The organism is Pseudanabaena yagii GIHE-NHR1, assembly GCF_012863495.1.
Taxonomy (GTDB): domain Bacteria; phylum Cyanobacteriota; class Cyanobacteriia; order Pseudanabaenales; family Pseudanabaenaceae; genus Pseudanabaena; species Pseudanabaena yagii.
Window position 1 is genome coordinate 890,257 of the sequence record NZ_JAAVJL010000001.1, and the last position, 26,580, is coordinate 916,836.

Here is a 26,580-nt window from a genome sequence, read left to right on the forward strand (position 1 = left end):
GATCATGACTAATTTGTGGATTGAGGGTGGTAGTCGTAGCGGCAAAACTGAATACATGATTCAGCAGTTTTGTGATTGGGCGGAAACAGACTTTGCTCAACAGGCTAATCCTCAAGCTGCTTCTCAAAAAGTCTTAGTTTTAGCAGTTGATTCCCAACAAAGACAAAATCTAAGCGATCACCTAATTCGCGCAACTCATGGACAATATCCCGTCACTGCGGTGACACCTCTCAGTTTCTTTCGGGATGAAATTCGGCTCTTTTGGACATTATTAGTGAAGAAGCTCGATTTTAAAGCGCAGTTTCCGCTATTGCTGAGGGTAGAGAATGAGCAGGAATTAGCCGCACAAGTTTGGAAAAATCGCTTGGAAATGGGAACTTTGCAAATGGAGGGCATAGGACGCGATCGCCTTGTGCGAAGGTTACTCGATTTATTCCTATTGGCAGCCTATGGTAGTCATGATCTTCGTAAAATCTCGACAATTTTGAATGCGGGTATTGAGACTAATTTACTCGAAACTTCTGAGAAAGTTAATGACGAAACGGAAATATTAGAACAGTGGCAGGAAATCGGTGAAGCCCTGCAAGAATGGCGAGGATATTGTTGGGAACATGGTTTATTGACCTATGGGATCATCACCGACTTATTTGTCCATCACTTATTGCCTAATCCTCAATATCAACGTCAACTCAAGCAGCGATTTACCTATGTGGTGATTGATCGCGCCGATGAGATGCCTGCGATCGCCTGTGATTTATGTAAGTTTCTACTCAAACACAAGGCCCAAGGAATTTTTACCTTTAATCCTCATGGGTCTGCGAGGTTAGGACTAGGAGCAGATCCTGAATATTGGCAAGAAATCAAATCCGAATGTGAAGTTGTCAAACTCTCTCCTGCTCAAGACACCCTAGGAGCAGAAATCTCCGAGTCAGTCTTAACCATTGTCAATGAACCAATTTTGCAATTTATCGAACCCTATGCCATGGTTCATTCAATTGAGTCCGTCTCCCGTGCCAAATTATTTCGCAATGTCGCTGAAACCATTGCTGAGGCGATCGCCTCTGGTGAGGTTAAAGCTAGTGATATTGCCATTATTGCCCCCGGTTTAGACAACATCGCTAAGTATGCGATCGCCGAAATCCTGCGTAAAAAAGAGATTAATATTCTGCCCCTTAATGAGCAACGTCCGCTATCCTATTCAGCGCAGGTGCGAGCGCTGCTAACTTTAATTACATTGGTTTATCCCAATCTCGGTAAACTCGTCAGTCGCGATCACATTGCGGAGATGCTGGTCGTACTCACGGATGCGATCGATCCTGCACGCGCAGGAATGATTGCTGACTATTGTTTTGCGCCACATCCTGAGACTCCCCATCTACTTGCTGCCGAAACCTATAATCAATGGAATCGCCTCGGCTATGAAGCGACCCAAGCCTATGAAAAGTTGCGCCAATGGATAGAACAACAATCTCCTAAGGATGCACCACTACTATTCATTGATCGCGCCATTCAAGCTTTTCTCAAACCCCGTAAACTCAGCTATGAGCATACTGCGACATTACAATCCCTCATCGAAACTGCTCAATACTACTGGCAACTAGGATATCGTCTTGATCGAGAAGATCCATTAATTCTCGAAAATTTTATTCAATTAATTCGCCAAGGCACTGTCACCGCGAATCCCTACGCTCCCAATCCGCCTGAAGATAGCGTTGTGCTTGCGACGATCTTCCAGTACCGTATGGCGAGACTTTCGCATCGGTGGCAGTTTTGGCTCGATGCGAGTTCTGACCTGTGGTTACAGGGTGGAGCCGCTTCTCTCTTCGGCGCACCACTATTTCTCAAGGGTTGGACAGGAGAGAAATGGACGGTCGAACATCAAAATCAAGCAGATATGCAACGTTTACAAAGATTACTCAAGGATCTACTAGATCGTTCTGGCGATCGCCTGTATCTGTGCCATAGTGAACTCAGCACAAATGGACAAATCCAAAATGGAGTACTAACACCTCTAATCGAGATTAGCACTACAGTTTAGGTCATTTCAAAACCCAAAAGATGAGTGGCGGCGCTTCGCGCCGCCACTCATCTTTTGGGTTGTATTTCCTAACCAAAACTTGCATTGCTATAGTAATGCACTGTTCAAGCAAGCGAGGTATAGAAGTTTATGTCCCAGCCGTCGATGGCGAAACAAACCCATACTTCACTAATTGCTGTAAAACCCAGATCTGGGGATTTCCAAAGTACACATACTGTGATATAGTGTCAACTGCTTTGCTAATCAAAGACAGTAAAACAGCATATTTGGAGAGATGGCAGAGTGGTTGAATGCGTCTGACTCGAAATCAGATTTAGGGTCACACCTAACGGGAGTTCGAATCTCCCTCTCTCCGTACCAAAACTCGTACAAAAAAAGGACTGCGATCGCAGTCCTTTTTTGTTAATTGCGTTCCCAACGAAATTTACGATCGCTTTCTTGAATCGCAAGATCATTAATGCTAGCGAAGCGGCGCATCATCAAGCCATTTTCGGCAAACTCCCAGTTTTCATTGCCATAGGCGCGATACCAATTACCATCTTGATCGTGGTATTCATACTCAAAACGCACCGCAATCCGATTATCCATGAAGCACCAGAGTTCTTTTCGCAAGCGGTAATCTAATTCTTTTGCCCATTTGCGTTTGAGAAATTCTCTGATCTCATCGCGTCCCTTCAAAAATTCATTGCGATTGCGCCATTCCGAATCTTCGGTATAGGCAAGAGCTACGCGATCGGGATTGCGCGTATTCCAAGCATCTTCGGCAGCTTGGATTTTCGCTTTCGCAGTTTCTAGGGTAAATGGTGGAAGCGGTGGTTTAATTTCCATGATTTTTAGGATTTAGGTAATAGTTAAATTAGGTTAATTTAGAAGCGATCGCAGTTTCGATGAAGTTTTGCCAAGTTGCATTGGGTTCCCAGACAGTTTTCATCGCTGAATATGCTTCTAGCGCAGGGACTCCCATCTTTAAATGACGATAGAGATACACAAATGCTGACACTCGCATATTCATCGCACAATGGACAAAAATTGGTTGCTCTTTATGATTTTCCATTACATCGCAAAACTGTTTAAAGTCTGCCATTATAGGATTATCCCAAACTACGGGAATGTTAATATATTCCATTCCCAAATTAGTGACGATCACCTTTTCCTCTGGCAGAGCATTGGACGCATTTGGTGGTGCTAAATTGAGAATTGTTTTATATCCTGCTTGACTAATTAATTCCAATTCTTGAGCAGTTGGTTGACCGCTTGTAGCTATATTGTCCGAGATATAGCGATAGTTCAGAATGTCCTCAATGCCTCTTTTAGGACTTAGACGCGATCGCGCTATCTGCCATATCGAGCGACCATATAGAATCAAGTTAGAAAAAATACTTTGGGTCTTCATATTTTTAAAAGCAGTGACAACCACAGAAAATAGATTAGCTCAGATGTCCAACTTTGACATAAATTAGGCAACCTGACTCGCTAAACGGTGTATGCCGACTGCCACAAGGATTTCGTAGCCAAGTACCTTTAGGATAAGTACCAAACTCATCCTCAAAGATTCCATCAACTACAAAGATTTCTTCGCCGCCTAAATGCAGATGTGGCTGAAAATATGTACCCGCATCCCATTTGACTAGGGCAACATTCTCGGTTGCATAGCTATGCAGAGGCATAACTTGCAAGCCTTTGACCAAGCCATTCGCCCAAGGCATTTCCTTTGTGGCGATCGCGACCCGTTGTTGATCATCGGGATGCATTTGCCAGAGCTTAACTAAAATCGTGCAACCATCTTTGCTAAAAGGCGTATGGGTCGAACCCACAGGATTGCGAATATAGGTTCCCGCAGGATAGTCACCATATTCATCTGAGAAAATGCCATCTAAGACCAAAAACTCTTCGCCGCCGCCGTGGGTATGTGCCGAGAAATGACTGTTAGGAGCATAGCGGACAATAGAAGTCGCCCTTGCCACTTCTTCGCCATCGCGTTCGAGCATTCGGCGCTGCACACCAATCATCGGAGAATCTACCCAATCGAGGGTTTCACTCTCGACCACAACCCTCTGGCTCAAATCTGCATGGAGTTTCATAAATTATGCGTTTTTAGCCTCTGCTAGAAGTTGCTCTAATTCAGTAATTCTAGCTTGCAATGCTTCCACTTCCGCTTGCGAATAGCGCACGGGAATATGCTGTGGACAGTTCCAATCATAGCCTTCGATGGTAAAGACGATCGCTCGTTCTACCTTGGCGGCATAGTCGAGATCTTGGACTTGAGCAAGGATTTCAGCATCATCCTCAACAATCCTTGCCCGACCGAGGATTTTCAGGCGGCGACGATTCCGATAATCCATTAAAAATAGAAAAGCCTTATCATTTTCGGAGAGATTTCCGACTGAGATATACTGCACGTTGCCGCGATAATCGGCAAATCCCAAGGTCTGATCATCGAGAATTTTTAAAAATCCCGCCTTGCCGCCACGAAATTGAATATAAGGATAGCCATTAGAAGTGACAGTTCCCAAATAAAATCCTTCCATACTCATAATGAATTGAGCAACGTCGGGAGTGACGGTGTTATTGTCGGCTCCATTTGCCACAAAGCGCTCGTAGTTCTCACGGGAACCCATTTTTTCTTGCATCGCTTTCACGGCTGGAGTGAAGGCGATCGTGCCAAATTGTCTAGGCATCGCTTTAGGCTCCTAGCATGGGGACATAACCCGCAAGCTTTTGAAAGCGTTCCATCCAATTCAAAACATGGGTATATGCATCAAGTTCAATTTTGCCATCCTTAGCTAAGGAAATATAGGGATAGATGGCGACATCGGCAATCGTGGGGCGATCGCACTCTAGCCAAGTTCGAGTACTCAAATGCTGATCGAGTTGTTTGAGAATAAAATGCGATTTCTCTGTGGCGCGATCGATATTAATCTTTGTTCCTGCTCCGAATAAATGGAAAAGACGCGCATTCTCAGTTCCTTGACGCACCTCACCCGCAGCCGTGGACAACCAGCGAATTACTTGAGCCATTGGCAAAGCATCGGTGGGTAGCCATTGTTCGCCGCCATACTTTCTCGCTAAGTACACCAAGATTGCCTGTGAATCAGCAATTATGGTTTCGTCATCGATCAGTAAAGGTACTTGACCAAAGGGATTCTTTGCCAAGTATTCGGGCGTTTTATGTTCACCTTTCATCAGATCAACCCTGACCCATTCATAATCCAGATTAAGTAGCGACAACATCAAACGGGCTTTGTAGCTATTGCCAGAGATTTCGTGACCATGGAGCTTAATCATTGATTTTTCCTTGAATATTTTTGTACCGTTCGTTCGGTATATTGTTACTGTACTGTTCGTTCGGTATAATTGTCAATAGGTAAATACATCCGCCACAAATTAAAAAAGAGGAGTGGCTACGCTTTGCGTAGCCACTCAGATAAACCTATGTCTAAACAAACCTATGTCCCGATTCTCCTGAAACTGTTTCGGCAGTTTGGTTATGAGGGAGTGACACTTTCCAAAATTTCCCAAGAAACGGGCTTGGGTAAAGCGAGTCTCTATCATCATTTCCCTAGAGGCAAGGCGGAGATGGCTGAGGCTGCACTCTCTCATGTTAATCAGTGGCTAGAGAAAAGCATTTTTCAAATACTTGAGCGTAAAGAAAGCCCTATCGACAGATTTAAGTCCATGTGCGAGGAGTCGAATCGCTTTTTTAATCAGGGGCAGAATTCTTGTCTGTTAGCTGTTTTGGTCATCGAAAAATCAAGCGATGACCTGTTTCACCAGCAAATTAGTGCAGCTTTTTCACGATGGATTGGGGCGATCGCTCAAGTTCTCATTGATGCAGGCTTAGATGAGAAACTGGCGAGGGAAAGGGGGGAAGATGCAATAATTACGATTCAAGGAGCTTTAATTGTGTCGCACGGTCTGAGAGATTTCACTCTATTTCAGCGTGTCCTTGAGTATTTGCCCCAACAACTATGCCGCGATCTTTCGTAGGGCGGCACTTTGTGCCGCCTATCCTTATCCTACGGCGAATTCTGTGTATTGGCGGAGATATGGAGAATGGTAGGCAAGCACAATATCTTTACTGGGGACACCCTTGGCTACTAACTCATCGGCGATCGCATCTTCAGTTCCGTCATGTTGCACCCATATTTTGTCACCAATAATATCAACATGGATCGCACAGCCATAGATACGGGTATTGTTATTTTTCCAGCCTAAATTGATGAGTTGATAGTGATCGCCTTCGCGGTCAAATGCTAGTTGACTTTGAACTGGATCGTTGATTGAGCGTAGTTTTGCCCTTTTGATGAGTGATTCTTGGATGAATTGACGATACAAATTTATCTTATCCATTTTGCAATCTCCTGTTTTGTGGGGTCATACACCAATAAAGGAATCTGATTACGGTGAATTACGGTTTGAATAAAAGGATATTGAAAGAAGCGTTTGTAAGCTTCTGATGGTATCGCTAAGTATAGTATTCTGTCTGATTCCTCTGCCTCTAGAGCAATGCGATAGTTGATAAATTGTCCAATGGCAGTATGAAATTCAGAAATTGTTGACGCTGATAAAAATGTTTTGATTTCAATCGCAATTTTCTCATTATCTTTGATTGCAGCAATTAACCGCTCTGCACCCAAGTCAATATACAAATCAACAAAGCCTAAATCAATATGATAAGGATCATGTGTGATTGTCCAGCCTTCTTTTTCAAGGGCTGTCTTAACAAGTTGGTGAAATAGATCTTTTGCTGGCATGACAAACTAGCGATTTAGACTTTTTAAATTTTACTTCACACTAATAAGACTTTCGCAAACCGAACGAATTTGTAGAAGATCTTTTTTTGTTACAAAAAATGCAACTGACTAATCAAGCTTCGCAAATGCTGGGAAACTCAGTATCAGGAAATATTAACAGCTTGCCAACTGCCTCATTTAAGGAAGCAGTAGGTGCTGAGGAGCGCATTGTTATGAAATTAATTCAGCCGATTTATATAGCGATCCCTGTGGCGATCGCCCTTGCGGGAATGGTTGCCCATCGCACATTAGCCCAGTCTAATCCCATGAGTAAACCTCTAAGTACTCCCACCTCTATGATTACTTCAGGAATTATTGAACCAGTTAGCGATCGCTCAACTAATCCCTCAGAGTCTACGCAAAACCTTAAAGAGCGCCCTGTGGGTGGGCTGTATGTGCAAACACGCGATCGCAAACAGCAACCCTTTACCCTCACCAATACCGATGTTAAGGGCAAGATCTCAGGGAACATCTCGCGAGTAGAAGTTACCCAAACCTTCCAAAACCCCTACGATAAGCCCCTAGAAGCGATCTATGTATTTCCCCTACCCGATCAAGCGGCTGTCGATGATATGGAAATTAAGATCGGCGATCGCGTGATTAAGGGAGATATCAAAAAGCGTGAGGAAGCCAAAGAAATCTATGAACGCGCCCGTCAAGAGGGACGCACCGCAGGTTTGCTAGAACAGGAACGCGATAATATTTTCACGCAATCCCTAGCGAATATTAAACCAGGGGAACAAATCAAGGTAACGATTCGCTATACCGAGAGCCTGAAGTTTGAGAAGGGCGATTACGAATTTGTGTTCCCAATGGTCGTAGGTCCTCGCTACATTCCCGGACAAGCGATCGATTCTAAGGGCAATACTAACCAAGTCCCCGATGCTTCAAGGATTAAGCCGCCTGTACTCCGTCCCGAAACGCGATCGGGCAACGATATTAGCGTCAGTTTACAAATTGATGCAGGTGTTCCCATTCGCAATCTCTATTCCACTTCCCATCGCCTTGATGTGAAAAACAATGGCGAAAAGGTAGAGCTAAAGCTTGCCAATGGCGACAATATTCCCAATAAAGACTTGATCGTGCGCTACAAGGTTAGTGGCGATCGCACAACGCCCACGGTTCTCACCACAACTACTAACCAAGGCGGACACTTTGCGACTTACCTAATTCCCGCGATCGCCTATCGTGCCGATCAAATTGTGCCGAAGGATGTCGTCTTTTTGATGGATACATCGGGTTCACAATCGGGCGATCCGATTATCAAATCTAGAGAGTTAATGACTCGCTTTATCAATGGCTTAAATGCCAATGATACCTTCACGATTATTGATTTCTCTAGCACCACCCGTCAGCTTTCTAGCTATCCCTTGCCCAATACTGCCGCCAATCGTCAAAAGGCTCTGAACTATATCAATCAGATTGATGCCAATGGCGGTACGGAATTAATGAATGGCATCAATGTGGCTACAAGCTTTCCACCTCCCACTGATGGCAGGATTCGCAGTATTGTCTTGATTACGGATGGTTACATTGGCAATGATAATGAAGTCATAGCCAATGTCCAAAAGAGATTAAAGAAAGGAAATCGCCTCTATAGTTTTGGAGTCGGTAGTTCTGTTAATCGCTATTTGCTAGAGCGAGTTGCAGAAATGGGACGCGGCACAGCGCGAGTCGTGCGTCAGGACGAACCCACTCAAGAAGTTGCCGAAAAGTTCTTCCGTCAAATTAACAATCCCGTTCTCACTAATATCCAAGTGAAATGGGAAGGTGAGGGTTCCGCCCCAGAAATCTATCCCAGCAATGCGCCTGATTTATTCGCTGAACAACCCCTAGTCCTCTTTGGGAAAAAAGGTGATCGCGTTAATGGCAAGGTCAAAATCACAGGCATCGCCGCAGGTGGTGAACGCTACGAGCAAACCCTTGATATTAATTTCGGTGGCGAGAATAGCAATCTGGGAATTGCTCAACTCTGGGGACGCGCCCGCATTAAGGATCTGATGAATCAGATGTTCGGCGGCGAAGTGAAATCCCTAGTGGATGCGGTTACGCAAACAGCTCTCAACTATCGCTTATTATCTCAATACACCGCCTTTGTTGCTGTCAGCGAAGAAGTGCGCGTAGATCCTGAAGGCGAAAAAGTAACAGTTCAAGTACCTGTCTTAATTCCTGAAGGTGTAAGCTACGATGCTACTGTTGACGGCGTTCCAAAACCATCTGCCCTCTCATCAGTCAATGCTCCCGCACCTTTACCTGTAGCACCATCCTTTAACACTTCTGGAAGGTTACAAGGAGCCGTAATTTACTCAGGTAAAGATCAATTGCAACCTAGACTGAGAGGCAATGCCAACGCTTCTATGGAAGATGCCAAGGTGGCGAATCAATTACCTAGTGCCCAAATTCAAGTGGTGAGCATTACAGGCTTAACTGGGCTAGACGTAGTAACGGCTCAACAGTTAATTACACAACAGTTAAGCTCCATCAATGTTCCCACTGGTGTCAATGGTGTAATTATTTTAGAAATCCCCATTCAAAATGGACGACTCACTAGATTTGTATTGGATGATGTGGCTTCAAGCATTAAGGATCAAAACCTAATTGAGTCGATCAAGCGATCGCTACAGAATGTAGTCCTACCATCATCTGCTCAAGGCACAATGCGTCTCACCCTCAAAGTAAATAGCTAAGAGAATGGCGGCGCTTCGCGCCGCCATTCTCGGTTTTGGTTAAAGAGGCTTGCAACGCAAGCCTCTTTAATCTCTAGCTAATGATTGGCAAAATTAAAGTAAAGAAGTAATACACCAAAGGTGCAGTGAACATATAGCTATCAGCACGATCCAGAATGCCACCATGTCCGGGCATAATTTGTCCAGAATCCTTGACACCAGCATCACGTTTCATCATTGATTCAGTTAAATCACCCAACAAACCTGCGATCCCAATCAGTAGCCCTAAAATTAATCCAGATATCAACCAGTTGTGCCAACCTACACTAAAAGCCCAAATAATCGCAGTGGCGCAGCAACATAACAAACCTGCGATCGCGCCTTCGACGGTTTTCTTCGGACTGATATCAGAGAGGCGAGTCCGTCCCCAGATCTTGCCAAAGATATAAGCACCGACATCTGAAGCCCAAATACAACAAAAGCCCATCAGGACATAAACACTGCCATTGGTGACAGGAAACGTAATTCGCAACCAGCTTAAAAACTCGATATTGCGTAAATAATTAAAAATATCAAACTGCTGTAGGCGATCGCTTACTTGAAAAAGTACGCCATCATCAATGCCCCTGATCCGAATCCAGAAGCTAGGTAAGTATCCAACATAAAATAAACCTAAAATCGAAGCGGCAATGTCAGCGATAGTGGCAATGCGGGACTGAAAGAGGAGATAAAAGCAAATAAATGTGCCTGCGATCGGGATCATTGCATCCGCTAGCCCAACCTGTAATTGCGATGCGATCAGCAACACTAAGCTGACAAAGATCGTAATTTTGCTAGCAGGAACAATCTCTTTAGCTCTTACTAGTGCGAAATATTCCATCTGACCCAAAACCACTAACAGCGCAAAAGCGGCTGTGAACGCCCAACCACCTAGCGCGATCGCGCCTAATGCAAGTGGAACGACTAATAAAGCACTAATAATGCGAGTCCAAGAAGGCATGGAAATGGCACAAATAAAAAAGTGGACAGGGGCAATTTACACAAAGTTAGGCAATATGATACTTAAGATTAGGAGATTAGGTTTCATATTCATTAATAACTTGCACTTTCAGCATACTCCCATCAAATGTGCCAGCAACAAAATCGTTATGCAAATTTGGGAAGTCCATGTCTAACTCTAAGCCACCATCTAACAAAACCGCAAATGGCAGTAACGAATTGCCAAATAATCCTCAATTTGCTGCCAAGGTAGACAAAACCTACTATGCCCTATTAGGTGTCAGTCCTTGGGCGAGTGAAATTGAAATTCGCCGAGCCTATCGCGATCTCAGCAAGCTCTATCACCCTGACACGACTCAGTTATCTAAAGAGGTGGCGATCGAGAATTTCCGAAAAATTAATGAGGCTTACGCAACGCTTAGTAATGCCGATCGCCGTAGTGCCTATGATCGCCTAATCCAATTTTCGCGATTTCAATATACAAATTCAAACAATGGTGTAAAATCGCAAAATCAAGCACCAAGCAATCTCCAGACAATTGATGATGATGGACTGCCTACAGAACGCCCCTTATCTGGGGGAGAACTATTTTCACTCTTGTTAATTGGTGCTACGCTAGTTGCCTGTTTAGTTTTAGCGATCTTAGTTGCTTGGCTGCGTGGCGATCGCCTTTTACCAGAAGCGATCACACCTTTATCAATTGTTTTTCGTTAACCACCATAAATAATTCCCATAATCGTAAATCGTCACCTATGGCGCTTCCATCACCAACTACCCCGCTTTACAATCACCCTTTGCCAGCACTTGAAGCATGGTTAGATGAGCAAGGTTGTTATCAGGATCAGTCAAATCCCAATGTTTGGCGCGTCACTCGTCCTTCATGGCAAGCTGAAATTATCATGGATGTTGAAGATATCAGGGTGCGATATATTCAAGATGCCTATGGCGGTAAAGAAATTCAAAGGGCTTTTCCCTATTCCCTCAGCCGCCAAGATGTAGAAGATGCAATTTTTACAGGTCCATAGTCACAAATTTAGCTCCAAAATTAGCAATATCACACAAGTTTGTGAGTAAAGTTTGTTAATATGTGGTTAAGCTAGACGGACTTCTTGGTATTCACATCTAATTGCTGAGATAATGCTTAAATAAGTCGTAGTTTATAATTCATAGATTAGTAACTGCCATTTGAGTGCCACTAATGACAAAGCTACACATAAGTCATTGTTTATTGGCGCTTATCGGCTATACACAAGTTTCCCACCCTATATTTGATGTTTTTATTTTGGAGGTTCATTGAGTAGGAAATATAACGTTGCCATTCTCGGAGCAACAGGCGCAGTTGGCACAGAACTTTTAGCTTTACTGGAAGAAAGAAATTTTCCTCTAGGGAAGTTAAAGGTTCTTGCCTCAGAGCGATCGGCAGGTAAGTCGGTTAAGTTCGCAGATGAAGATTTAATCATTGAAGCTGTTACCGAATCATCATTTGATGATGTGGATATTGTGCTAGCTTCAGCAGGGGGTAGCATCTCCAAAAAGTGGCTACCGATCGCCACTAAAGCAGGGGCAGTATCCATTGATAACTCCAGCGCCTTTCGGATGAATCCTGAAGTGCCCTTGATCGTTCCTGAAGTCAATCCTGAAGCTGCCGCAAAACATAAAGGAATTATTGCCAATCCTAATTGCACGACCATTTTGTTGAGTGTTGCAATTTATCCTCTGCATCAAGTACAACCCATCCAGCGCATTGTGGCGGCTACCTATCAATCAGCAAGTGGCGCAGGTGCACGTGCTATGGAAGAAGTAAAGCTGCAATCACAGGCAATTCTCAATGGTGAGCCAGCGATCGCAGAAGTTTTGCCCTATCCGCTTGCATTTAATCTGTTCCCACACAATTCGCCGATGACGGATAATTCCTACTGCGAGGAAGAGATGAAAATGGTCAATGAAACTCGCAAGATTTTTGATGATCCAGAAATTCGGATTACAGCGACCTGTGTACGGGTTCCCGTATTGCGAGCACATTCTGAAGCGATTAATCTAGAGTTTGCTCAACCTTTTAGTACTGACAAGGCTAGAGAAATTCTTGCCTCAGCATCTGGGGTACAGTTAGTTGAGGATTTCAGTAAAAATTATTTCCCCATGCCCATCGAGGCAAGCGGTAAAGATGATGTCCTCGTAGGTAGAATTCGCCAAGATATCTCTCATCCCAATGCACTGGAATTATGGCTATGTGGAGATCAAATCCGTAAGGGTGCAGCGCTAAACGCAGTCCAGATCGCTGAACTACTAATTGCTAAGTCTCTTCTTTAAGTTGAAAGCCATGCTTGCTTTCAGAAAGCTTCTATTTATGAGTATCTATGAGTGAAATCGATTTCGGACGTTTACTAACAGCAATGATTACGCCCTTTGATAAAGAAGGGAATGTCGATTATGCACAAGCCGAAAAGCTCGCCCATCATCTTGTGGAAACAGGCACTGATACGATTGTCGTGTGCGGTACGACAGGCGAATCACCTACCCTAAGCTGGGACGAAGAATATCAGTTGTTTACGGTAATCCAGCAAGCGATCGCTGGTAAAGCCAAAATTATGGCTGGCACGGGATCAAATTCTACTTCTGAGGCTATATCTGCAACCCAAAAAGCTGCACATCTCGGATTAGATGGTACACTGCAAGTAACACCGTATTACAACAAGCCTCCACAGGAGGGACTGTACCAACATTTCCGTGCGATCGCAGAAGCGGCTCCAGAGCTACCAATTCTTCTTTATAATGTGCCCGGACGTACAGGTTGTAAACTAGAACCTGAAACTGTAGCAAGATTAGCGGAAATTCCGAGTATTATCGGGATAAAAGAAGCAACAGGTGATTTAGATCAAGCTAGCCTAATTCGCGCTCTCACAACTGCCGAATTTGCGATCTACTCAGGGGATGACTCTCTGACATTGCCTTTAATGGCAGTGGGTGCAAAGGGAGTTGTTAGTGTTGCTTCCCATCTAGTTGGCAATCAACTACAAGCAATGATGCAATCTTTTGCCGCAGGCAAATTTTCAGAAGCATTGCAAATTCATCTTCAGCTTTTCCCTCTCTTTAAAGCTTTATTCTTAACCACCAATCCAATTCCTCTCAAGTTAGCTTTGCGCTTGGTGGGATTAGATACAGGCGTAGTGCGATCGCCTCTAGTTATGGGTAATGCTGAACTCGAAGCAAAGCTCAAAGCTGTCCTAACAGAAGTGGGAATCCTTGCCTAGTGATGGCTTAGCAATTTCAATCTAGAGACATAGAGTTTGATTACTACTGATAAGAATGAACTTGTGGGGGAATCACACCTTTTTAGTCATTCTATCTAAGTACTGATAACTACAGATTTTTCCATAACCCATTCAATTGAATTAATTCCAATATTCAATTTTTTCCTTTTACTTTTTCCTTCAAATTATAGAGATAACCTATGACTACATCTAAAGCTCCTGCCCTCAAAATTATTGCCCTCGGTGGACTGCATGAAATTGGTAAAAACACATGGGTGTTTGAATATAACGATGAAATCATGCTCCTCGATGGCGGCTTGTCCTTCCCCGACAATATGATGCCGGGGGTCAACGTAGTATTGCCTGATATGACATACCTACGTGACAACAAACATAAGATCAAAGGCATGATTGTCACCCACGGGCATGAAGATCACATCGGCGCGATTTCTTTCCACTTAAAGCAGTTTGAAATTCCTGTAATTTATGGACCTCGCTTAGCTATGGCTTTGCTCGAAGACAAACTTCGTGAAGCAGGTGTCTTAAATCGTACTGAACTCCGTCGAGTCATGCCCCGTGACGTGGTACGTGTGGGGACAAACTTCTTTGTGGAATTCATTCGTAATACCCACTCGATCGCTGATAGTTTTTCGATCGCCATTAATACCCCTGCTGGCGTAGTCATCCATTCGGGTGATTTCAAAATTGACCATACCCCTGTTGATGGCGAGTTCTTTGACCTTGCACGTCTAGCGGAACATGGTGAAAAAGGGGTACTTGCCTTAATTAGTGATTCAACTAATGCGGAACGTCCCGGCATTACGCCTTCGGAAAGAGCTGTATATCCTAACCTTGAGAAATACATCATGATGGCAAAAGGTCGCGTGATTATTACCACCTTTGCGTCTTCCGTTCATCGTGTGAACATGATTTTGGATATTGCCGATAAACAAGGTCGTGTCGTTGGTGTCGTTGGGAGATCGATGCTGAATGTGATTGCCCATGCGCGTAATCTCGGTTATATCAAGTGCCGTGATGACCTCTTCCAACCTTTGCAAAATCTACGTCATTATCGCGATGATCAAATTTTGATTTTGACCACTGGTTCTCAAGGTGAGCCAATGTCAGCGCTAACAAGGATGTCGCTTTGCAGCCATCGTCAATTAGAAGTACGACAAGGCGACACTGTAATCTTCTCTGCTAATCCAATTCCAGGTAACACTATTCCTGTTGTACGGACGATTGATCGCTTGATGGCGCTGGGAGCAAATGTGATTTACGGTAATGACAAAGGTATTCACGTTTCAGGACATGGCTCTCAAGAAGAACATAAGATGATGCTTGCCCTTGTTCGTCCGAAGTTCTTCTTCCCTGCTCACGGTGAGTTGAGAATGCTGAAGCAACACGCGAAGATGGCGGAAGCAATGGGTATTCCTAGTGAAAATATTGTGATTGCCGAAAATGGTGATGTAGTTGAAGTTTGCCAAGACTATATCAAAGTTGTAGATAAGGTTCCTTCTGGGGTTGAATTAGTTGACTCCTCTCGTGATGGCATGGTTAAGGGCGATGTCTTGCGTGATCGCCAACAAATTGCGGGTGATGGCATCTTCACGATCGCCGTATCCGTTGGTCTCGATGGTAAGCTCTCTACCACACCTGATATTCAACTCAGTGGTGTTGTCCTACCGATGGAACATTCACAGATTATTGCTACAGTTTCTAAAGCGATCGATAATTCCTTGGCGAATTGCTGGGGTAACTTTGCCCGTAACGTTGGCTCCTTAGAGGTAGATTGGATCGGATTGCGTGGTCAGCTTGAGCGGGATCTCACCCGTGTCTTGCGTCAGCAAATGCAAAGCAAACCCATGATTGTTTTCCTCTTGCAGACACCACCAAATTCTACCCAAGCAGAACCTGCACCTGCTGCTAAACCCAATGCTTTAGGAGTGACCCTCAAGTCAGGAGCAGTCAAAGTGATTGCTAAGGACAATGGGGCAAGTAATGGCAATGGTGCAGCATCTGCTACGACAACAACAACAGCTACAGGTGCAGCTACAGCAAGTACTGGTAGGCGTAGACGCACGGCCGCAACTGTTTAAATTTCTTTGTTAAACCGCGCTATGCGCGGTTTAACTACTTAAGAGCATGTTAAAGCATGAAAAAGTCCATTAAAGTTAAGCCTAATTCTAAAAAACAAGCCATTATCGAAGAGGAAGATGGTAGCCTGACGGTGCATCTGAAATCACCACCTGTTGATGGTAAGGCAAATAAAGAGTTAGTAGAACTTTTGGCGAAAAAGTTTGATGTACCGAAATCTCACATTTCAATTCAGGTGGGGTTGTCTGGTCGCAATAAGTTAGTGAATATTGAATAAAATTTATCGCGCTTTGTACTTTCTTAAAAACTAACTAAGCTGGAGTGGCTAGCCACTCCAGCTTAGTTAGTTTTTGGGTTGGAAAAACGCTATATTTAGCATGTTTAATCATCTAGTGCGCTAAGCTCATGTCTGAACCCATCTGGTCATATGTCACTCCTGGCATTCCTGACGAACTCTTCGATCGCCTGCCAGGTATTCCCATGAGCAAATGTGAAACTCGCTTGTTAATTTTGGGGCAACTACGTTTAAAGGTAGATTCAATTCTGTGGGACATTGGCGCAGGCACAGGAACGATCCCCGTGGAGATAGGTTTACTCTGTCCTAAGGGAAAAATTGTGGCGATCGAGCGTGATGAAGATGTAGCGGGCTTAATTGCGACAAACTGCAAAAAATTTGGGGTGAATAATGTCGAAATTAGGGTTGGCAGTGCGCCTGAATGTTTAACCGACTTGACCGCAGATCCCGATTGCATTTGTATCGAGGGTGGGCGATCGGTATCAGAAATTCTGGAATATGGTTGGGAGCGCTTGCAAGTTGATGGCAGAGCGATCGCTACTACCAATAGTCTCGAAGGTTTGTATGCAATTTCTGAAAGCTTTGCGAAACTCCATGCCCGTAATGTGGAAGTGGTGCAGTCCTCAGTTAACCGCTTAGAAACCCGTGGCAATCGTCAAGTTTTTGCTGCTGTTAGTCCAATGTTTATTATTAGTGGAGAAAAGATTTAACTTCCGCTCAATCCTAAAATCCATATAGCAGTCGCAAATCATTTGTAGATTTTTGAGTTTGTAGAAGCGCACCCCTGTGGGGTAAACTTCCACAAACAATTTAGGATTGCCATACAGAATTGAATCACTCCGTGATTCAATTCTGTATGGCTTTTAGGAAATCATTGGGTGTGTTGCAGTTAAAAAGCATTGTTAATGGTACGTGGGGAATTTCTATCACTTCTTGAGTATCTAGCCATTTCTGAAACGATCGCTGTCCTTTTTCTATAAACTCTGCCAGTGACTCTCGACATTGCCATCGATAAAAGCCACAGAGAGGTTCCCATTGCTTTCTCGATTGATCAGAATCGTCTTCCTCATGGCGAGGTAAATAGGCGATCGCAGTTTTAGGTAAATCATCTAATTGACTAACCCAAGTTTGCAGAATGTCACTTTGAAGATTGGGTAAATCGCAGGCTAATAATAGTATCCAATCGGGAAGAGAATCAGCGATCGCATTAAGTCCTTGCCAGAACCCAACTAATGCACCATCAAATTTCTGATCGAGAACTAAATGAGTAGATGCTTTCTGATTAGTAGTGAGATGTTGATATTGTTGCTGACTCCTCGCTACGATATATATAGAATCAGCTACTTGCAAGGCAATACGAATAGTTCGTGATAGGAGCGTTTCTCCATTAATTTCTAATAACGCTTTATCGCTTCCCATCCGCAAACTTTTACCCCCCGAAAGTGCGATCGCTATAATCTTCATAGTGCCACTCTCTATAAAATTTTACTGTGGTTGAGTAGAAGAAATTTGCCATTGCTCTAAAGATTCATTCCATATCAAGCTCATTCTTAATGTTTCAGGAATAATGACTTTATTTTTGTTCTTATCTATTTTTTGATAAGTAATATCAACATCGATAATTGCTGAATCTCCTTTGATTTCCACCAAACGCGATCCAGTTACAGAAACCTGATCGATAGTATTCCAAAAATCATTAAAAACACTACGTCCCTTTGCTCGATCAGTTTGGAAGCTTTGGGTAAGATTTTTCCATGCTGTGTCATATTGGCGAGAGTTGACCAGACTATAATAGTTCTTGACAAATTGTGTAGGAGAAGGTTTTTCTTTTTGAGTTGGAGTTGGTGAAGGTGTGGGAGTTACCGAAGGAGAAGCAGAAGGAGAAGTGGATACTTGTAACTGCTCACCAGTAATACGATTAACAGGATCTTTGGCATTTAGACTTGCAAAGGCACAATAGGCATCAGGAACTTTCTTCACGTAAGTTTTGAGATTAGTCGTACAACTATTAGCATCAGCAAAGGGAATTGCATAGACCTGATAATATTTACTATTGCCAAGATTCGGATAGTCAGGTATCCAAAAAGCCCCTGCTTCTTTAAATCCATCATTGACAAGAGCTTGCACCCTCAAGTTGGCATAGTTCTTATCATCAAAAGCAGAATCTGCAAGAAAATAGAAGGTTTTCTTATCGACTGATTTATTAAATGGAGAGATTTTATTCCAGAAGGCGACGATGCCACCATTTTGAGAAACGACAACACCTAAGGCGATCGCTGCACCAATTGCACCGCCAACAATCATCGTTGCTACGGCTTGACCAAAGATTTTTTTCTTAGGATCATTTTGGGGCTGATAGACATAGATATCAGGTTGATTTTGAATCGCAGGTGGGGCATAGCCTCTTGGCGTTACCGCTACTGTCTGCATATTAGACATAGCGGGCTGGACGGGAGCCTTGACTACATTTACTGGATTTGGGGATTGACCAACTTGCAAAGCATTCAACATTTCTCGCGCCGAACTGTAGCGATCGCGAGGATCAAACTGGAGCGACTTCGTGAATATAGCTCTTAAATCAGAGCTAATACCAGTAACTTGGTTTTGCCAAAGCACTTCACCAGTTTGGGGATCAGTACCCAATTCCTGTGGATATTTGCCCGTCAGCGCAAAGATCGCAGTTAAGGCGAGACTATAGAGATCGCTAGCAAAAAATGGTCTACCTGCCGCCTGCTCTGAAGCCATAAATCCGGGTGTCCCGATCACAATCGAATGAGCCTGTTGAGCAGAACTGCGGATTGTACTTACATTTAAAGTCTCTTTGACTGCGCCAAAATCAATCAGTACAGGTTCACCAGATCGCAAAATAATATTATCGGGCTTAATATCACGATGAATAATGCCCCGTTCATGAACATAGATCAGCGTTTGAAGAATGCTACTCATTAAGTATCGAACAGCATCTTCATTCCATTTACCATTCCTTTCTATAGTTTCCGTTAAAGTTAAACCATCAATCCATTCTTGGACTAAATAGAACAATCCATTTTCTACAAAATTAGCATAGAGTTTAGGAATGTAGCGACTTTCCTCCCCTAAGGTTTCGAGCACCACTGCTTCACGATGAAATCGTTGCTGTAATAATTCATACATTTGAGGATTATCCGCAACGGGCTTGAGTTGCTTGATCACACAACGACGATTAGAGGGCATTTTGGTATCTTCAGCCAAATAGGTCTCACCAAAGCCACCACTACTGAGGACGCTAGTGACGCGATAGCGGTTATCTAAAAGGTTTGACATCATGGAGTTAATTAATCGCCTATTCATCGCCTATTCATCATTATTAGGGATCGTACAGCATATCGAGACTATAAAGTAACTCAGTATGGTTATTTGTGTCGCCTGCTTGAAGGCACAAATAACTACGCTGAGCTAAGTACTTCAGCGTAGTTGTTAACCAAGCCAAAATTGCTGCGACGCATGCCTAGCGTGCGTCGCAGCAATTTTGGCTTTAGGTTTCACTTATGCCTAACTACCTAATTGATTGACAAGTAATTAGTTCCAAATGTTGCTTAATTTCCTGCTTAAGTTTATGAAAGTCTGATTTTTGGAAGGTTAACACATCGTCAACGGAGTACACTTCTACAATACTTTCTCTACCTTTAGTATGGAAATCACCAAGTCTTACAGGCTTCCAGCGATCGCTTAATCCTGCGCGTACGGAGGCTGAAAACACGAGAAATCGATTGAGCTGTCTAGTCAGAGATTCTATTCTAGCGGCAACATTTACCGCATCGCCAATTACTGTATATTCTTTCTTAGTTTGCGAACCGATATTTCCTTCTAAAACAATCCCTTTCGATAAACCAATGCCAATATAAAGCACACGCAATGGACTGTTTGCAGGAGCTTGATTGCGTAAAACCTCTAGTTCTGCCAGAATATCAAGGCTTGCTTGCAAGGCGGCATCGGCGCGATCACCATTAAAATAAGCCATCACACAATCACCAATAAATTTCGTGACTTCTCCTCCTCTTGCGGTAATTGCATTTGTACAAATGGTAAAAAAGTGATTGAGCAAATCTACTACTTCTGCAACCTGTAATTTTTCAGTAATACTAGAGAAGGAAATTACATCACTAAATAGAACTATTTTTTCGGTATATTGAGGCTTCAGTGTCAGGGGATTAATGCCATGCTCGATCGCCTGTAGCACTCCTGACTGCGTATAGCTGGCTAAAATCGTTTGAGATTCGCCTAAAGTTTGCAATAAAATCTTGATTGGTTGCATCAAAATATCATTATTTTCATCAAGCGAAATTACTTCCATCGACCATTCAGGAAAGCGACGATCAGTAATATTTAGCTCTGTTTTGAGACATAAAATTTGATTGTGGCGATCGTCTTTCAAGATCTTTTCGTAGAGACGATCAATCCTATCTTCTTCCCCTTCTAAAATCTGAAAGAAAATCCCATTGCAACTCAGTAAAACCCCTGTAATTCCTTCACGAGAATTATTCGTCTGCGAAATACTACCAATGCTCTCTATTTCTTTTTTGGTAAGTGATCGCGAGAAGCTACTAATATAAGTTAGCCTTTTCATAAAATTGAGAATTGATTTACACGAAAGAATCCGATCTGAGACATATTAGCGATTAGTTGTAGCGCTTGGCACTCAAGCCCAAAGCAATAGATACAAGTATGAGTTGCCAATACCTTCAAAAAACCTATTGTGGTTAATTGGATCAAAAATTGCTGTAAAAGCGAAAAAGCCTAAGCTTCTTTACTACTTGTAACGCAAATAAGGAAAGAAGGGTTATAAGCAATACGGCGTATGTTTCTTCACATCTTCTATAGTAACGCTTCTGAGCGTATATAGCGTTTCCCAGTCTAGTGGTATGGATTTGTTTCCCGCCTTTGGTGAGGCAATAAACCTTTATCTTCTGGGCTTTATGTCTAGCGATCGTACAGCTTAAATAGTGTTTTGCGTTGTTTGTAAGATACTAGGGTTTGCTTCCCTATGAGTTCAAGCTGCTCATTAATCTCTTGTTTGAGATGGTGAAAATCTGATTTTTGAGATGCCAAGGGATCGTCAATCGAGTATACCTCCACGATCGCTTCTCTTCCTTTAGCATAGAAATCACCCATTTTTAACAATTTCCAGCGATCGCTAAGTCCCTCTCTTACGGCTGCCGAAAACACTAAAAATCTATTTAACTTTCTAGTTAGCGATTCGATTCTTGCCGCAACATTAACAGCATCACCGATGATTGCATACTCTTTTTTGGTTTGAGAACCTATATTTCCTTCTAAAACTGTTCCTTTAGATAGACCAATCCCCACATAGAGAACTCGCAACGGACTATTAACAGGGGAGCGATCGCGTAAAATCTCTAACTCTGAAAGAATGTCCAGACTTGCTTGTAAAGCTTCATTGGCGCGATCACCATCGAAATATGCCATCACGCAATCGCCGATAAACTTCGTAACTTCACCGCCTTTAGCTGCGATTTCTGACGTGCAAATTGTAAAAAATTGATTGAGTAACTCCGCAACTTCGGTCACTTGCAATTTCTCAGTCATACTGGCAAAGCCCATAATATCCGCAAAGAAAATAATCTTTTCGGTATAGCGTGGAGTCAGGGTAAGCGGATTAACTCCATTTTCGATGGCTTGTAAAATCCCTGAATGAGTGTAGTTCGCCAAAGCCATTTTTGACTCTCCCAAGCTTTGCAGCAATATTTTAATTGGCTTTAATAAAAACTCGTTGTTTTCATCTATTAAAATTGCTTTCATCGACCATTCGGGAAAGAATCTCTCAGTGATATTCACTTCAGACTTCAGACATAAAACCTGATGGTGACGATCATCTTTTAAAATTTTTTCATACAGTAGATCTACTCGATGATCGTCCCCTTCCAAAATCTGAAAAAAAATACCACTACAACTCAGTAAAACACCTGTAATCCCATCCCTAACATTATTTGTTTGTGAAACAATTTCAATATTTTCTATTTCCTTTCTGGTTAATGAGCGTGAGAAATTACTAATATAGGTTAGCCTTTTCATAGAATTGCAATATTTTAATTAAAAAAATGATCAATCACTGTCAGAATGTCCCAGTGATTTTTTGTAAAATGAAGCTTCCCTAACTATCTTTTAGCTCAATTAATACCCCAAGGGTAATCAGCAATAAGGCGTAATTGGCTTAAATATGCCTTAAATGTATAGATTTCGACTATTTGCATCATATAGCACTAAATCCCAAGTTCAGGAAGGAAGCGCGATATAACGACCTCCTTATCAAGTTGTGTCTTCTTGTTTCGCTTGGTGCGATAGGATTAAAAGTGCTGCTTTAAAGTTTATAAATGAGTATTTCTGCTGAAGATATTAAAAAGTTAAAACAAGAAGTTGGAATTGCGGCGGCGCAACGAGTGCAGTCAGGTATGGTCGTAGGTTTAGGTACTGGATCAACTACTGCCTTTGCAATCGAGGAGTTAGGTAGACGCATTAGCGCAGGAGAGCTAACCGACATCGTTGGCATCCCCACCTCATTCCAAGCATCCGTATTAGGAAAAAAATATGGTATTCCCATCCGTAGCCTTGATGATGTCGATCGCGTAGATGTAGCGATCGATGGCGCTGATGAGGTTGATCCTCATAAGACCTTGATTAAGGGTGGTGGCGCAGCCCATACTCGCGAAAAGGTAGTTGATTCCCTCGCAAGCCTATTTATCGTTGTAGTCGATGAATCGAAATTAGTTGATAAGCTAGGTTCTACCTTTGCTGTGCCCATCGAAGTTTTGCCTATGGCTGTTGCGCCTGTAACTAGAGCTGTAGAAAAGCTGGGTGGTAAGCCTGAACTGAGAATGGGTGTAAAAAAAGATGGTCCCGTAATTACGGATCAAGGCAATATGGTTTTAGATGTCACCTTTGATGCGATCGCTGATGCGGCAGAACTGGAAAAGACCTTAAATAATATCCCTGGTGTCGTTGAAAATGGTCTCTTTGTTGGCGTTACCGATCTAATTCTTGTTGGCGAATTTAAAGACGGCAAGCCTCAAATTCGTGAAATTTCTTAGTTTGATAGAAGCTTCCATTTTGCCTAACTAAATATTTGGTTAAGGATGGGCGACGCGAAGCGCCGCCCATCCTTACTTCTAGCTAAGTGCTAGCAGTTCAGGATCTTGGAATAGTGGTGTACTTAAGTAACGTTCGCCAAAGCTAGGCTGGATCATCACAATAATTTTGCCTTCATTCTCAGGACGCTTAGCAATTTGAATTGCTGCATAGAGAGCTGCCCCACTGGAAATCCCTGAAAGCAAGCCTTCTTCACGGGCTAGTCTGCGTCCAAAAGCGATCGCTTGAGTGTCATCAACGGGGATAATTTCATCAATCAATTCTGTTTTCAAAACTTCAGGCACAAACCCCGCACCGATACCTTGAATTTTGTGAGGGCCAGGGCGACCACCCGACAATACGGGGCTATTCGCTGGCTCGACTGCGATCGCTTTAAATGATGGCTTGCGGGATTTAATTACTTCCGCAACGCCTGTAAGTGTGCCACCAGTACCAACCCCCGAAATCAAGAAGTCAATCTGTCCATCAGTATCTTCCCAAATCTCTTCGGCAGTAGTTTTGCGATGAATGGAAGGATTGGAAGGATTACGGAACTGTTGCAACATATAGGCATTGGGCGTAGTTTCTGAAATTTCCTTAGCCCGACGGATTGCGCCCCCCATACCTTCACTACCGGGAGTCAATTCGAGTTCGGCTCCATAGGCTCGTAACATTGATCGACGTTCTAAACTCATGGTTTCTGGCATGGTCAGAATTAAGCGATATCCCTTGGCTGCTGCTACCATTGCTAGAGCGATACCTGTATTGCCTGAAGTTGGCTCGACTAGGATAGTTTTACTTGGGGAGATTAAGCCCTGCTCCTCCGCTTCTTGAATCATGTTGACACCGATGCGATCCTTAACGGAAGCAGCAGGATTCATGCTTTCAAGTTTGACGATAATTCTTCCCACACAGCCTTCAGCCTTGGGAATGCGTTGCAATTCAACTAAGGGGGTACGTCCGACTAATTCGGTAATATTATTAGCAATTTTCATAGGTAAAAGCTTAAATGAGTGCTGGTAAATGAGTCTGTAGTCAACTTTAGAGCATTTTTGAGGGATTTGGAGCTTGTAGCCAAATCAGGCGATCGCTACTTTTATGCCCCAAAAGCTACACACACTAACTCTTTTCGAGTTTAATAGGGATATTGCGATCGCAAAAAAATTTCACAACATCATCACAAACTTATTAATTAACTAAACTATGGCTGCTACTTTAAAAGATTTTTTAGAAGAATGTCACACTCTCGGCTTAGTGCGTCTAATCGTCACCAGTGATGCGGGTGTGCTAGAAGCAAGGGTAAATATCGAGAAACTTTTTTACGCGGAACTCCCCAAGGGCAAGTATGCGAATATGCACTCCGAACATATCGAGTTTCACCTCAATATGGACAAAATCACCGATGTCCGCTTTGAAACCGCCGAAGCCAAACGCGGTAATTTCACCACCTACGCGATCCGTTTTCTCGATGCCGATGATAAGCCCCAAATGAGTGCTTTCCTACAATGGGGTAAACCGGGGGAATATGCCGAAGGTCAAGTCGAAGCATGGGCTGCTCTCAAAGACAAGTACAGCGAAACTTGGAAGCCAGAACCTGTTGAGAGCGTATAGGTCATAATTTTAATATTGCTGTCTGCAACTACGCTAGAGCGAAAGTCAATGCAACAAACTATTACTAAAGATCAAGAATCTAGCACCAATATTTCCTTAGATGATGAGGTGCTAAAAATCCTTGCGAAAATGCCAGATGCTCTCAAGGTCGAGGTTCTGCATTATGCGGAATATATATTGAATAAGGGAACTGAAAAATCATCTGGTGTTGCGCTCGCAAGTGATGACATATCCAAGAAAAAGTATAGACAAGCTGGAACAATGGTGGGGCTGATCGCAATGTCAGATGACTTTGATGAGCCATTGGCAGAAATGCGCGAGTATATGGATTAATTCCTATGCTTTTAGATACGCATACTCTACTTTGGTTTCTCAATAATGACTCACGTTTGCCCGTAAGCGTAAAGCAAAAAATTGAAGAGACTGAGCTTGTATTTGTTAGTTCTGTTTCTATTTGGGAGATAGCAATCAAAATTAATATTGGCAAATTAAATATCCTGACATCTTTTGAAGCAATCAAAGAGAATATGAATGCTCTGAATATTCAAGAGTTGCTAATTGAATTTGACGATAGCCTTACCTATATTGACTTACCTATCTTAAAGGAACATAAAGATCCCTTTGATCGGATGATTGTTGCTCAGGCAATGCGGCGATCGCTGACTCTAGTTAGTGCAGACAAAAAACTTGATGCTTATCCAGTTAAGAGACTCTGGGAATAAGTGAAGTGTAGAGATGACATGATCAAAGCTCTAAGCCTTTAATTTAGAATATGAACTATAATTTTCAGCTAATTCAAACTTTTAATGGATGGTGTTTTCATTCACTTACTCCTGACAAGAAGATTGCCATTCTTCAAGAAGATTCACATATGCCTATCAATAATTATATTGCTGTTAATCTTGATAGCGGAAATATATTCGATAAAGTTAACGAAGAATTTTTAATAAGTATTGGTTTTAACAAACAAACTTTTAATAGTGCCGATGGCTATACTAGTATACTCAGTCAAGAAAGCATTCTTAGTTTAGACAAGAAATACTTAATTACAGGTAAAACTGAATCTCCTTTTTATGGATTTAAAATTTGGATACAACAAGATGATTTACTTAGTTATTCTGATTTGTTAGGATCTATAGAGGTTGATTATGCTGACTATCTATATGGAAAAATCAGTCCAGATTCTAAGGTATTTATAGGATATGCAAAAGAATTTTTAGACTCTGCTGGAAGTTATAGTTTAAGTGATTTAAATATATTTGATCTTACCTCTAATCAGTCTATTCATTCAGTTCAATCGTTTAATTGTGCTTGTACTAGTCAAGATATACAATTAGTAGCTTATCATCAAGGTAAAAAACTTCATATTTTTAGATTTGAAGATAAGAAATTGTATACTAGTGATAATTTCCACTATATTATTTCAGTTGTTGCTATTAGCGAAAATAAAAGTTTTCTACTAAGCGGAAACTCTAATAAGACTATTGGGCTTTGGAATATAGTTAACGGAACGCCTAGATTAGAGCAAATACTTAAAGGACATCCTGTTAGTATTTCAAAATTAGCTTTTGGTCTTGACGATCAAATAATTATCTCTACTAGCAAGGAATATCACTTTAGGCGAGCTAACTCTCCAAGCACAACAATTTTATATAAAAGTGAAAATAACTAATCTAGAAATACAAACAAAAATTTAGTTTTTTGAAAT

General features: G+C 42.5%; 28 protein-coding genes and 1 tRNA gene. 16 read left to right on the forward strand and 13 right to left on the reverse strand.

Annotated features, from left to right (window positions below):
- Positions 1–4: 4 nt before the first annotated feature.
- Entirely contained in the window at positions 5–2,038 is a 2,034-nt protein-coding gene (locus HC246_RS04245) for a PD-(D/E)XK nuclease family protein (RefSeq protein ID WP_169362307.1), read from the forward strand.
- A gap of 268 nt (positions 2,039–2,306) precedes the next feature.
- Positions 2,307–2,393 (forward strand) — tRNA-Ser (locus HC246_RS04250).
- Positions 2,394–2,440: 47 nt separating this feature from the next.
- Here HC246_RS04250 and HC246_RS04255 read toward each other — a convergent pair.
- From HC246_RS04255 to HC246_RS04275, 5 genes are read right to left on the reverse strand one after another with little or no spacing between them, the layout of a single operon-like run.
- Positions 2,441–2,866, reverse strand: a complete 426-nt coding sequence (locus HC246_RS04255; protein ID WP_169362308.1) for a nuclear transport factor 2 family protein — start codon at positions 2,864–2,866, stop codon at positions 2,441–2,443.
- Between the two features lie 28 nt (positions 2,867–2,894).
- A complete protein-coding gene (locus HC246_RS04260; RefSeq protein ID WP_211167625.1) occupies positions 2,895–3,431 on the reverse strand; it encodes a protein tyrosine phosphatase family protein in 537 nt (178 codons plus the stop codon).
- A 34-nt stretch (positions 3,432–3,465) separates the two neighbouring features.
- Positions 3,466–4,119 (reverse strand): cupin domain-containing protein, encoded by a 654-nt coding sequence (locus HC246_RS04265; RefSeq protein WP_169362309.1) that lies wholly within the window; start codon positions 4,117–4,119, stop codon positions 3,466–3,468.
- A gap of 3 nt (positions 4,120–4,122) precedes the next feature.
- Positions 4,123–4,716 (reverse strand): pyridoxamine 5'-phosphate oxidase family protein, encoded by a 594-nt coding sequence (locus HC246_RS04270; protein WP_169362310.1) that lies wholly within the window; start codon positions 4,714–4,716, stop codon positions 4,123–4,125.
- Positions 4,717–4,720: 4 nt separating this feature from the next.
- Complete coding sequence (locus tag HC246_RS04275; protein WP_169362311.1) at positions 4,721–5,323, reverse strand: glutathione S-transferase family protein; 603 nt, start codon at positions 5,321–5,323, stop codon at positions 4,721–4,723.
- 147 nt (positions 5,324–5,470) lie between these two features.
- Between HC246_RS04275 and HC246_RS04280 the strand changes: the two genes are divergently transcribed.
- Positions 5,471–6,025, forward strand: a complete 555-nt coding sequence (locus HC246_RS04280) for a TetR/AcrR family transcriptional regulator (RefSeq protein WP_169362312.1) — start codon at positions 5,471–5,473, stop codon at positions 6,023–6,025.
- Positions 6,026–6,049: 24 nt separating this feature from the next.
- On the opposite strand, the gene HC246_RS04285 is transcribed toward HC246_RS04280, so the two are convergent.
- Positions 6,050–6,388 carry a XisI protein gene (locus HC246_RS04285; RefSeq protein ID WP_169362313.1) on the reverse strand — a complete coding sequence of 113 codons (339 nt, stop codon included), beginning with the start codon at positions 6,386–6,388 and terminating at the stop codon, positions 6,050–6,052.
- Positions 6,376–6,792, reverse strand: coding sequence for a XisH family protein (locus tag HC246_RS04290; protein ID WP_169362314.1), 417 nt, complete (start codon positions 6,790–6,792; stop codon positions 6,376–6,378). The genes HC246_RS04285 and HC246_RS04290 overlap by 13 nt, the downstream gene beginning before the upstream one ends.
- Positions 6,793–7,004: 212 nt before the next feature.
- Between HC246_RS04290 and HC246_RS04295 the strand changes: the two genes are divergently transcribed.
- Positions 7,005–9,518, forward strand: a complete 2,514-nt coding sequence (locus HC246_RS04295) for a VIT domain-containing protein (protein ID WP_169364473.1) — start codon at positions 7,005–7,007, stop codon at positions 9,516–9,518.
- Between the two features lie 73 nt (positions 9,519–9,591).
- Here the strand turns inward: HC246_RS04295 and HC246_RS04300 are convergent, their stop codons facing one another.
- A complete protein-coding gene (locus HC246_RS04300) occupies positions 9,592–10,497 on the reverse strand; it encodes a phosphatidate cytidylyltransferase (RefSeq protein WP_169362315.1) in 906 nt (301 codons plus the stop codon).
- Between the two features lie 167 nt (positions 10,498–10,664).
- Between HC246_RS04300 and HC246_RS04305 the strand changes: the two genes are divergently transcribed.
- The 7 genes from HC246_RS04305 to cbiT all read left to right on the forward strand — a co-directional run bounded on the left by HC246_RS04305 (position 10,665) and on the right by cbiT (position 16,849).
- Positions 10,665–11,210, forward strand: a complete 546-nt coding sequence (locus HC246_RS04305) for a J domain-containing protein (RefSeq protein ID WP_169362316.1) — start codon at positions 10,665–10,667, stop codon at positions 11,208–11,210.
- 38 nt (positions 11,211–11,248) lie between these two features.
- Positions 11,249–11,521 (forward strand): DUF3143 domain-containing protein, encoded by a 273-nt coding sequence (locus HC246_RS04310; protein ID WP_169362317.1) that lies wholly within the window; start codon positions 11,249–11,251, stop codon positions 11,519–11,521.
- Between the two features lie 268 nt (positions 11,522–11,789).
- Complete coding sequence (locus HC246_RS04315) at positions 11,790–12,806, forward strand: aspartate-semialdehyde dehydrogenase (RefSeq protein WP_169362318.1); 1,017 nt, start codon at positions 11,790–11,792, stop codon at positions 12,804–12,806.
- 47 nt (positions 12,807–12,853) lie between these two features.
- Complete coding sequence (gene dapA / locus HC246_RS04320) at positions 12,854–13,747, forward strand: 4-hydroxy-tetrahydrodipicolinate synthase (RefSeq protein WP_169362319.1); 894 nt, start codon at positions 12,854–12,856, stop codon at positions 13,745–13,747.
- Between the two features lie 200 nt (positions 13,748–13,947).
- Positions 13,948–15,846 (forward strand): ribonuclease J, encoded by a 1,899-nt coding sequence (locus HC246_RS04325; protein WP_169362320.1) that lies wholly within the window; start codon positions 13,948–13,950, stop codon positions 15,844–15,846.
- Between the two features lie 56 nt (positions 15,847–15,902).
- Complete coding sequence (locus HC246_RS04330; RefSeq protein WP_169362321.1) at positions 15,903–16,121, forward strand: DUF167 domain-containing protein; 219 nt, start codon at positions 15,903–15,905, stop codon at positions 16,119–16,121.
- Between the two features lie 128 nt (positions 16,122–16,249).
- The gene (gene cbiT, locus HC246_RS04335; protein WP_169362322.1) at positions 16,250–16,849 is read left to right on the forward strand and encodes a precorrin-6Y C5,15-methyltransferase subunit CbiT; all 600 of its coding nucleotides are present in this window, start codon (positions 16,250–16,252) and stop codon (positions 16,847–16,849) included.
- A 136-nt stretch (positions 16,850–16,985) separates the two neighbouring features.
- Here cbiT and HC246_RS04340 read toward each other — a convergent pair whose 3' ends face one another.
- From HC246_RS04340 to HC246_RS04355, 4 genes are all read right to left on the reverse strand, one after another.
- Positions 16,986–17,603, reverse strand: a complete 618-nt coding sequence (locus HC246_RS04340) for a molybdenum cofactor guanylyltransferase (protein ID WP_169362323.1) — start codon at positions 17,601–17,603, stop codon at positions 16,986–16,988.
- Between the two features lie 21 nt (positions 17,604–17,624).
- Positions 17,625–19,469 (reverse strand): serine/threonine protein kinase, encoded by a 1,845-nt coding sequence (locus tag HC246_RS04345; protein WP_169362324.1) that lies wholly within the window; start codon positions 19,467–19,469, stop codon positions 17,625–17,627.
- A gap of 205 nt (positions 19,470–19,674) precedes the next feature.
- Complete coding sequence (locus HC246_RS04350) at positions 19,675–20,745, reverse strand: BLUF domain-containing protein (RefSeq protein ID WP_169362325.1); 1,071 nt, start codon at positions 20,743–20,745, stop codon at positions 19,675–19,677.
- A 353-nt stretch (positions 20,746–21,098) separates the two neighbouring features.
- Complete coding sequence (locus tag HC246_RS04355) at positions 21,099–22,211, reverse strand: BLUF domain-containing protein (protein WP_169362326.1); 1,113 nt, start codon at positions 22,209–22,211, stop codon at positions 21,099–21,101.
- 299 nt (positions 22,212–22,510) lie between these two features.
- On the opposite strand from HC246_RS04355, the gene rpiA reads away from it, so the two are divergent.
- Positions 22,511–23,224, forward strand: coding sequence for a ribose-5-phosphate isomerase RpiA (gene rpiA, locus HC246_RS04360; protein WP_211167626.1), 714 nt, complete (start codon positions 22,511–22,513; stop codon positions 23,222–23,224).
- A 78-nt stretch (positions 23,225–23,302) separates the two neighbouring features.
- Here rpiA and cysK read toward each other — a convergent pair whose 3' ends face one another.
- Positions 23,303–24,256 carry a cysteine synthase A gene (gene cysK / locus HC246_RS04365; RefSeq protein ID WP_169362327.1) on the reverse strand — a complete coding sequence of 318 codons (954 nt, stop codon included), beginning with the start codon at positions 24,254–24,256 and terminating at the stop codon, positions 23,303–23,305.
- Between the two features lie 208 nt (positions 24,257–24,464).
- Here cysK and HC246_RS04370 point away from each other — a divergent pair, with 208 nt between their 5' ends.
- Genes HC246_RS04370 through HC246_RS04385 form a run of 4 tightly spaced genes read left to right on the forward strand, consistent with a single transcriptional unit; the run spans position 24,465 to position 26,544 of the window.
- Entirely contained in the window at positions 24,465–24,872 is a 408-nt protein-coding gene (locus tag HC246_RS04370; RefSeq protein WP_169362328.1) for a ChuX/HutX family heme-like substrate-binding protein, read from the forward strand.
- Between the two features lie 48 nt (positions 24,873–24,920).
- Positions 24,921–25,205 (forward strand): type II toxin-antitoxin system VapB family antitoxin, encoded by a 285-nt coding sequence (vapB, locus tag HC246_RS04375; protein WP_169362329.1) that lies wholly within the window; start codon positions 24,921–24,923, stop codon positions 25,203–25,205.
- A gap of 5 nt (positions 25,206–25,210) precedes the next feature.
- Positions 25,211–25,594, forward strand: coding sequence for a type II toxin-antitoxin system VapC family toxin (locus tag HC246_RS04380; protein ID WP_169362330.1), 384 nt, complete (start codon positions 25,211–25,213; stop codon positions 25,592–25,594).
- Between the two features lie 50 nt (positions 25,595–25,644).
- Positions 25,645–26,544, forward strand: coding sequence for a WD40 repeat domain-containing protein (locus HC246_RS04385; protein WP_169362331.1), 900 nt, complete (start codon positions 25,645–25,647; stop codon positions 26,542–26,544).
- The last annotated feature ends 36 nt before the right edge of the window (positions 26,545–26,580 follow it).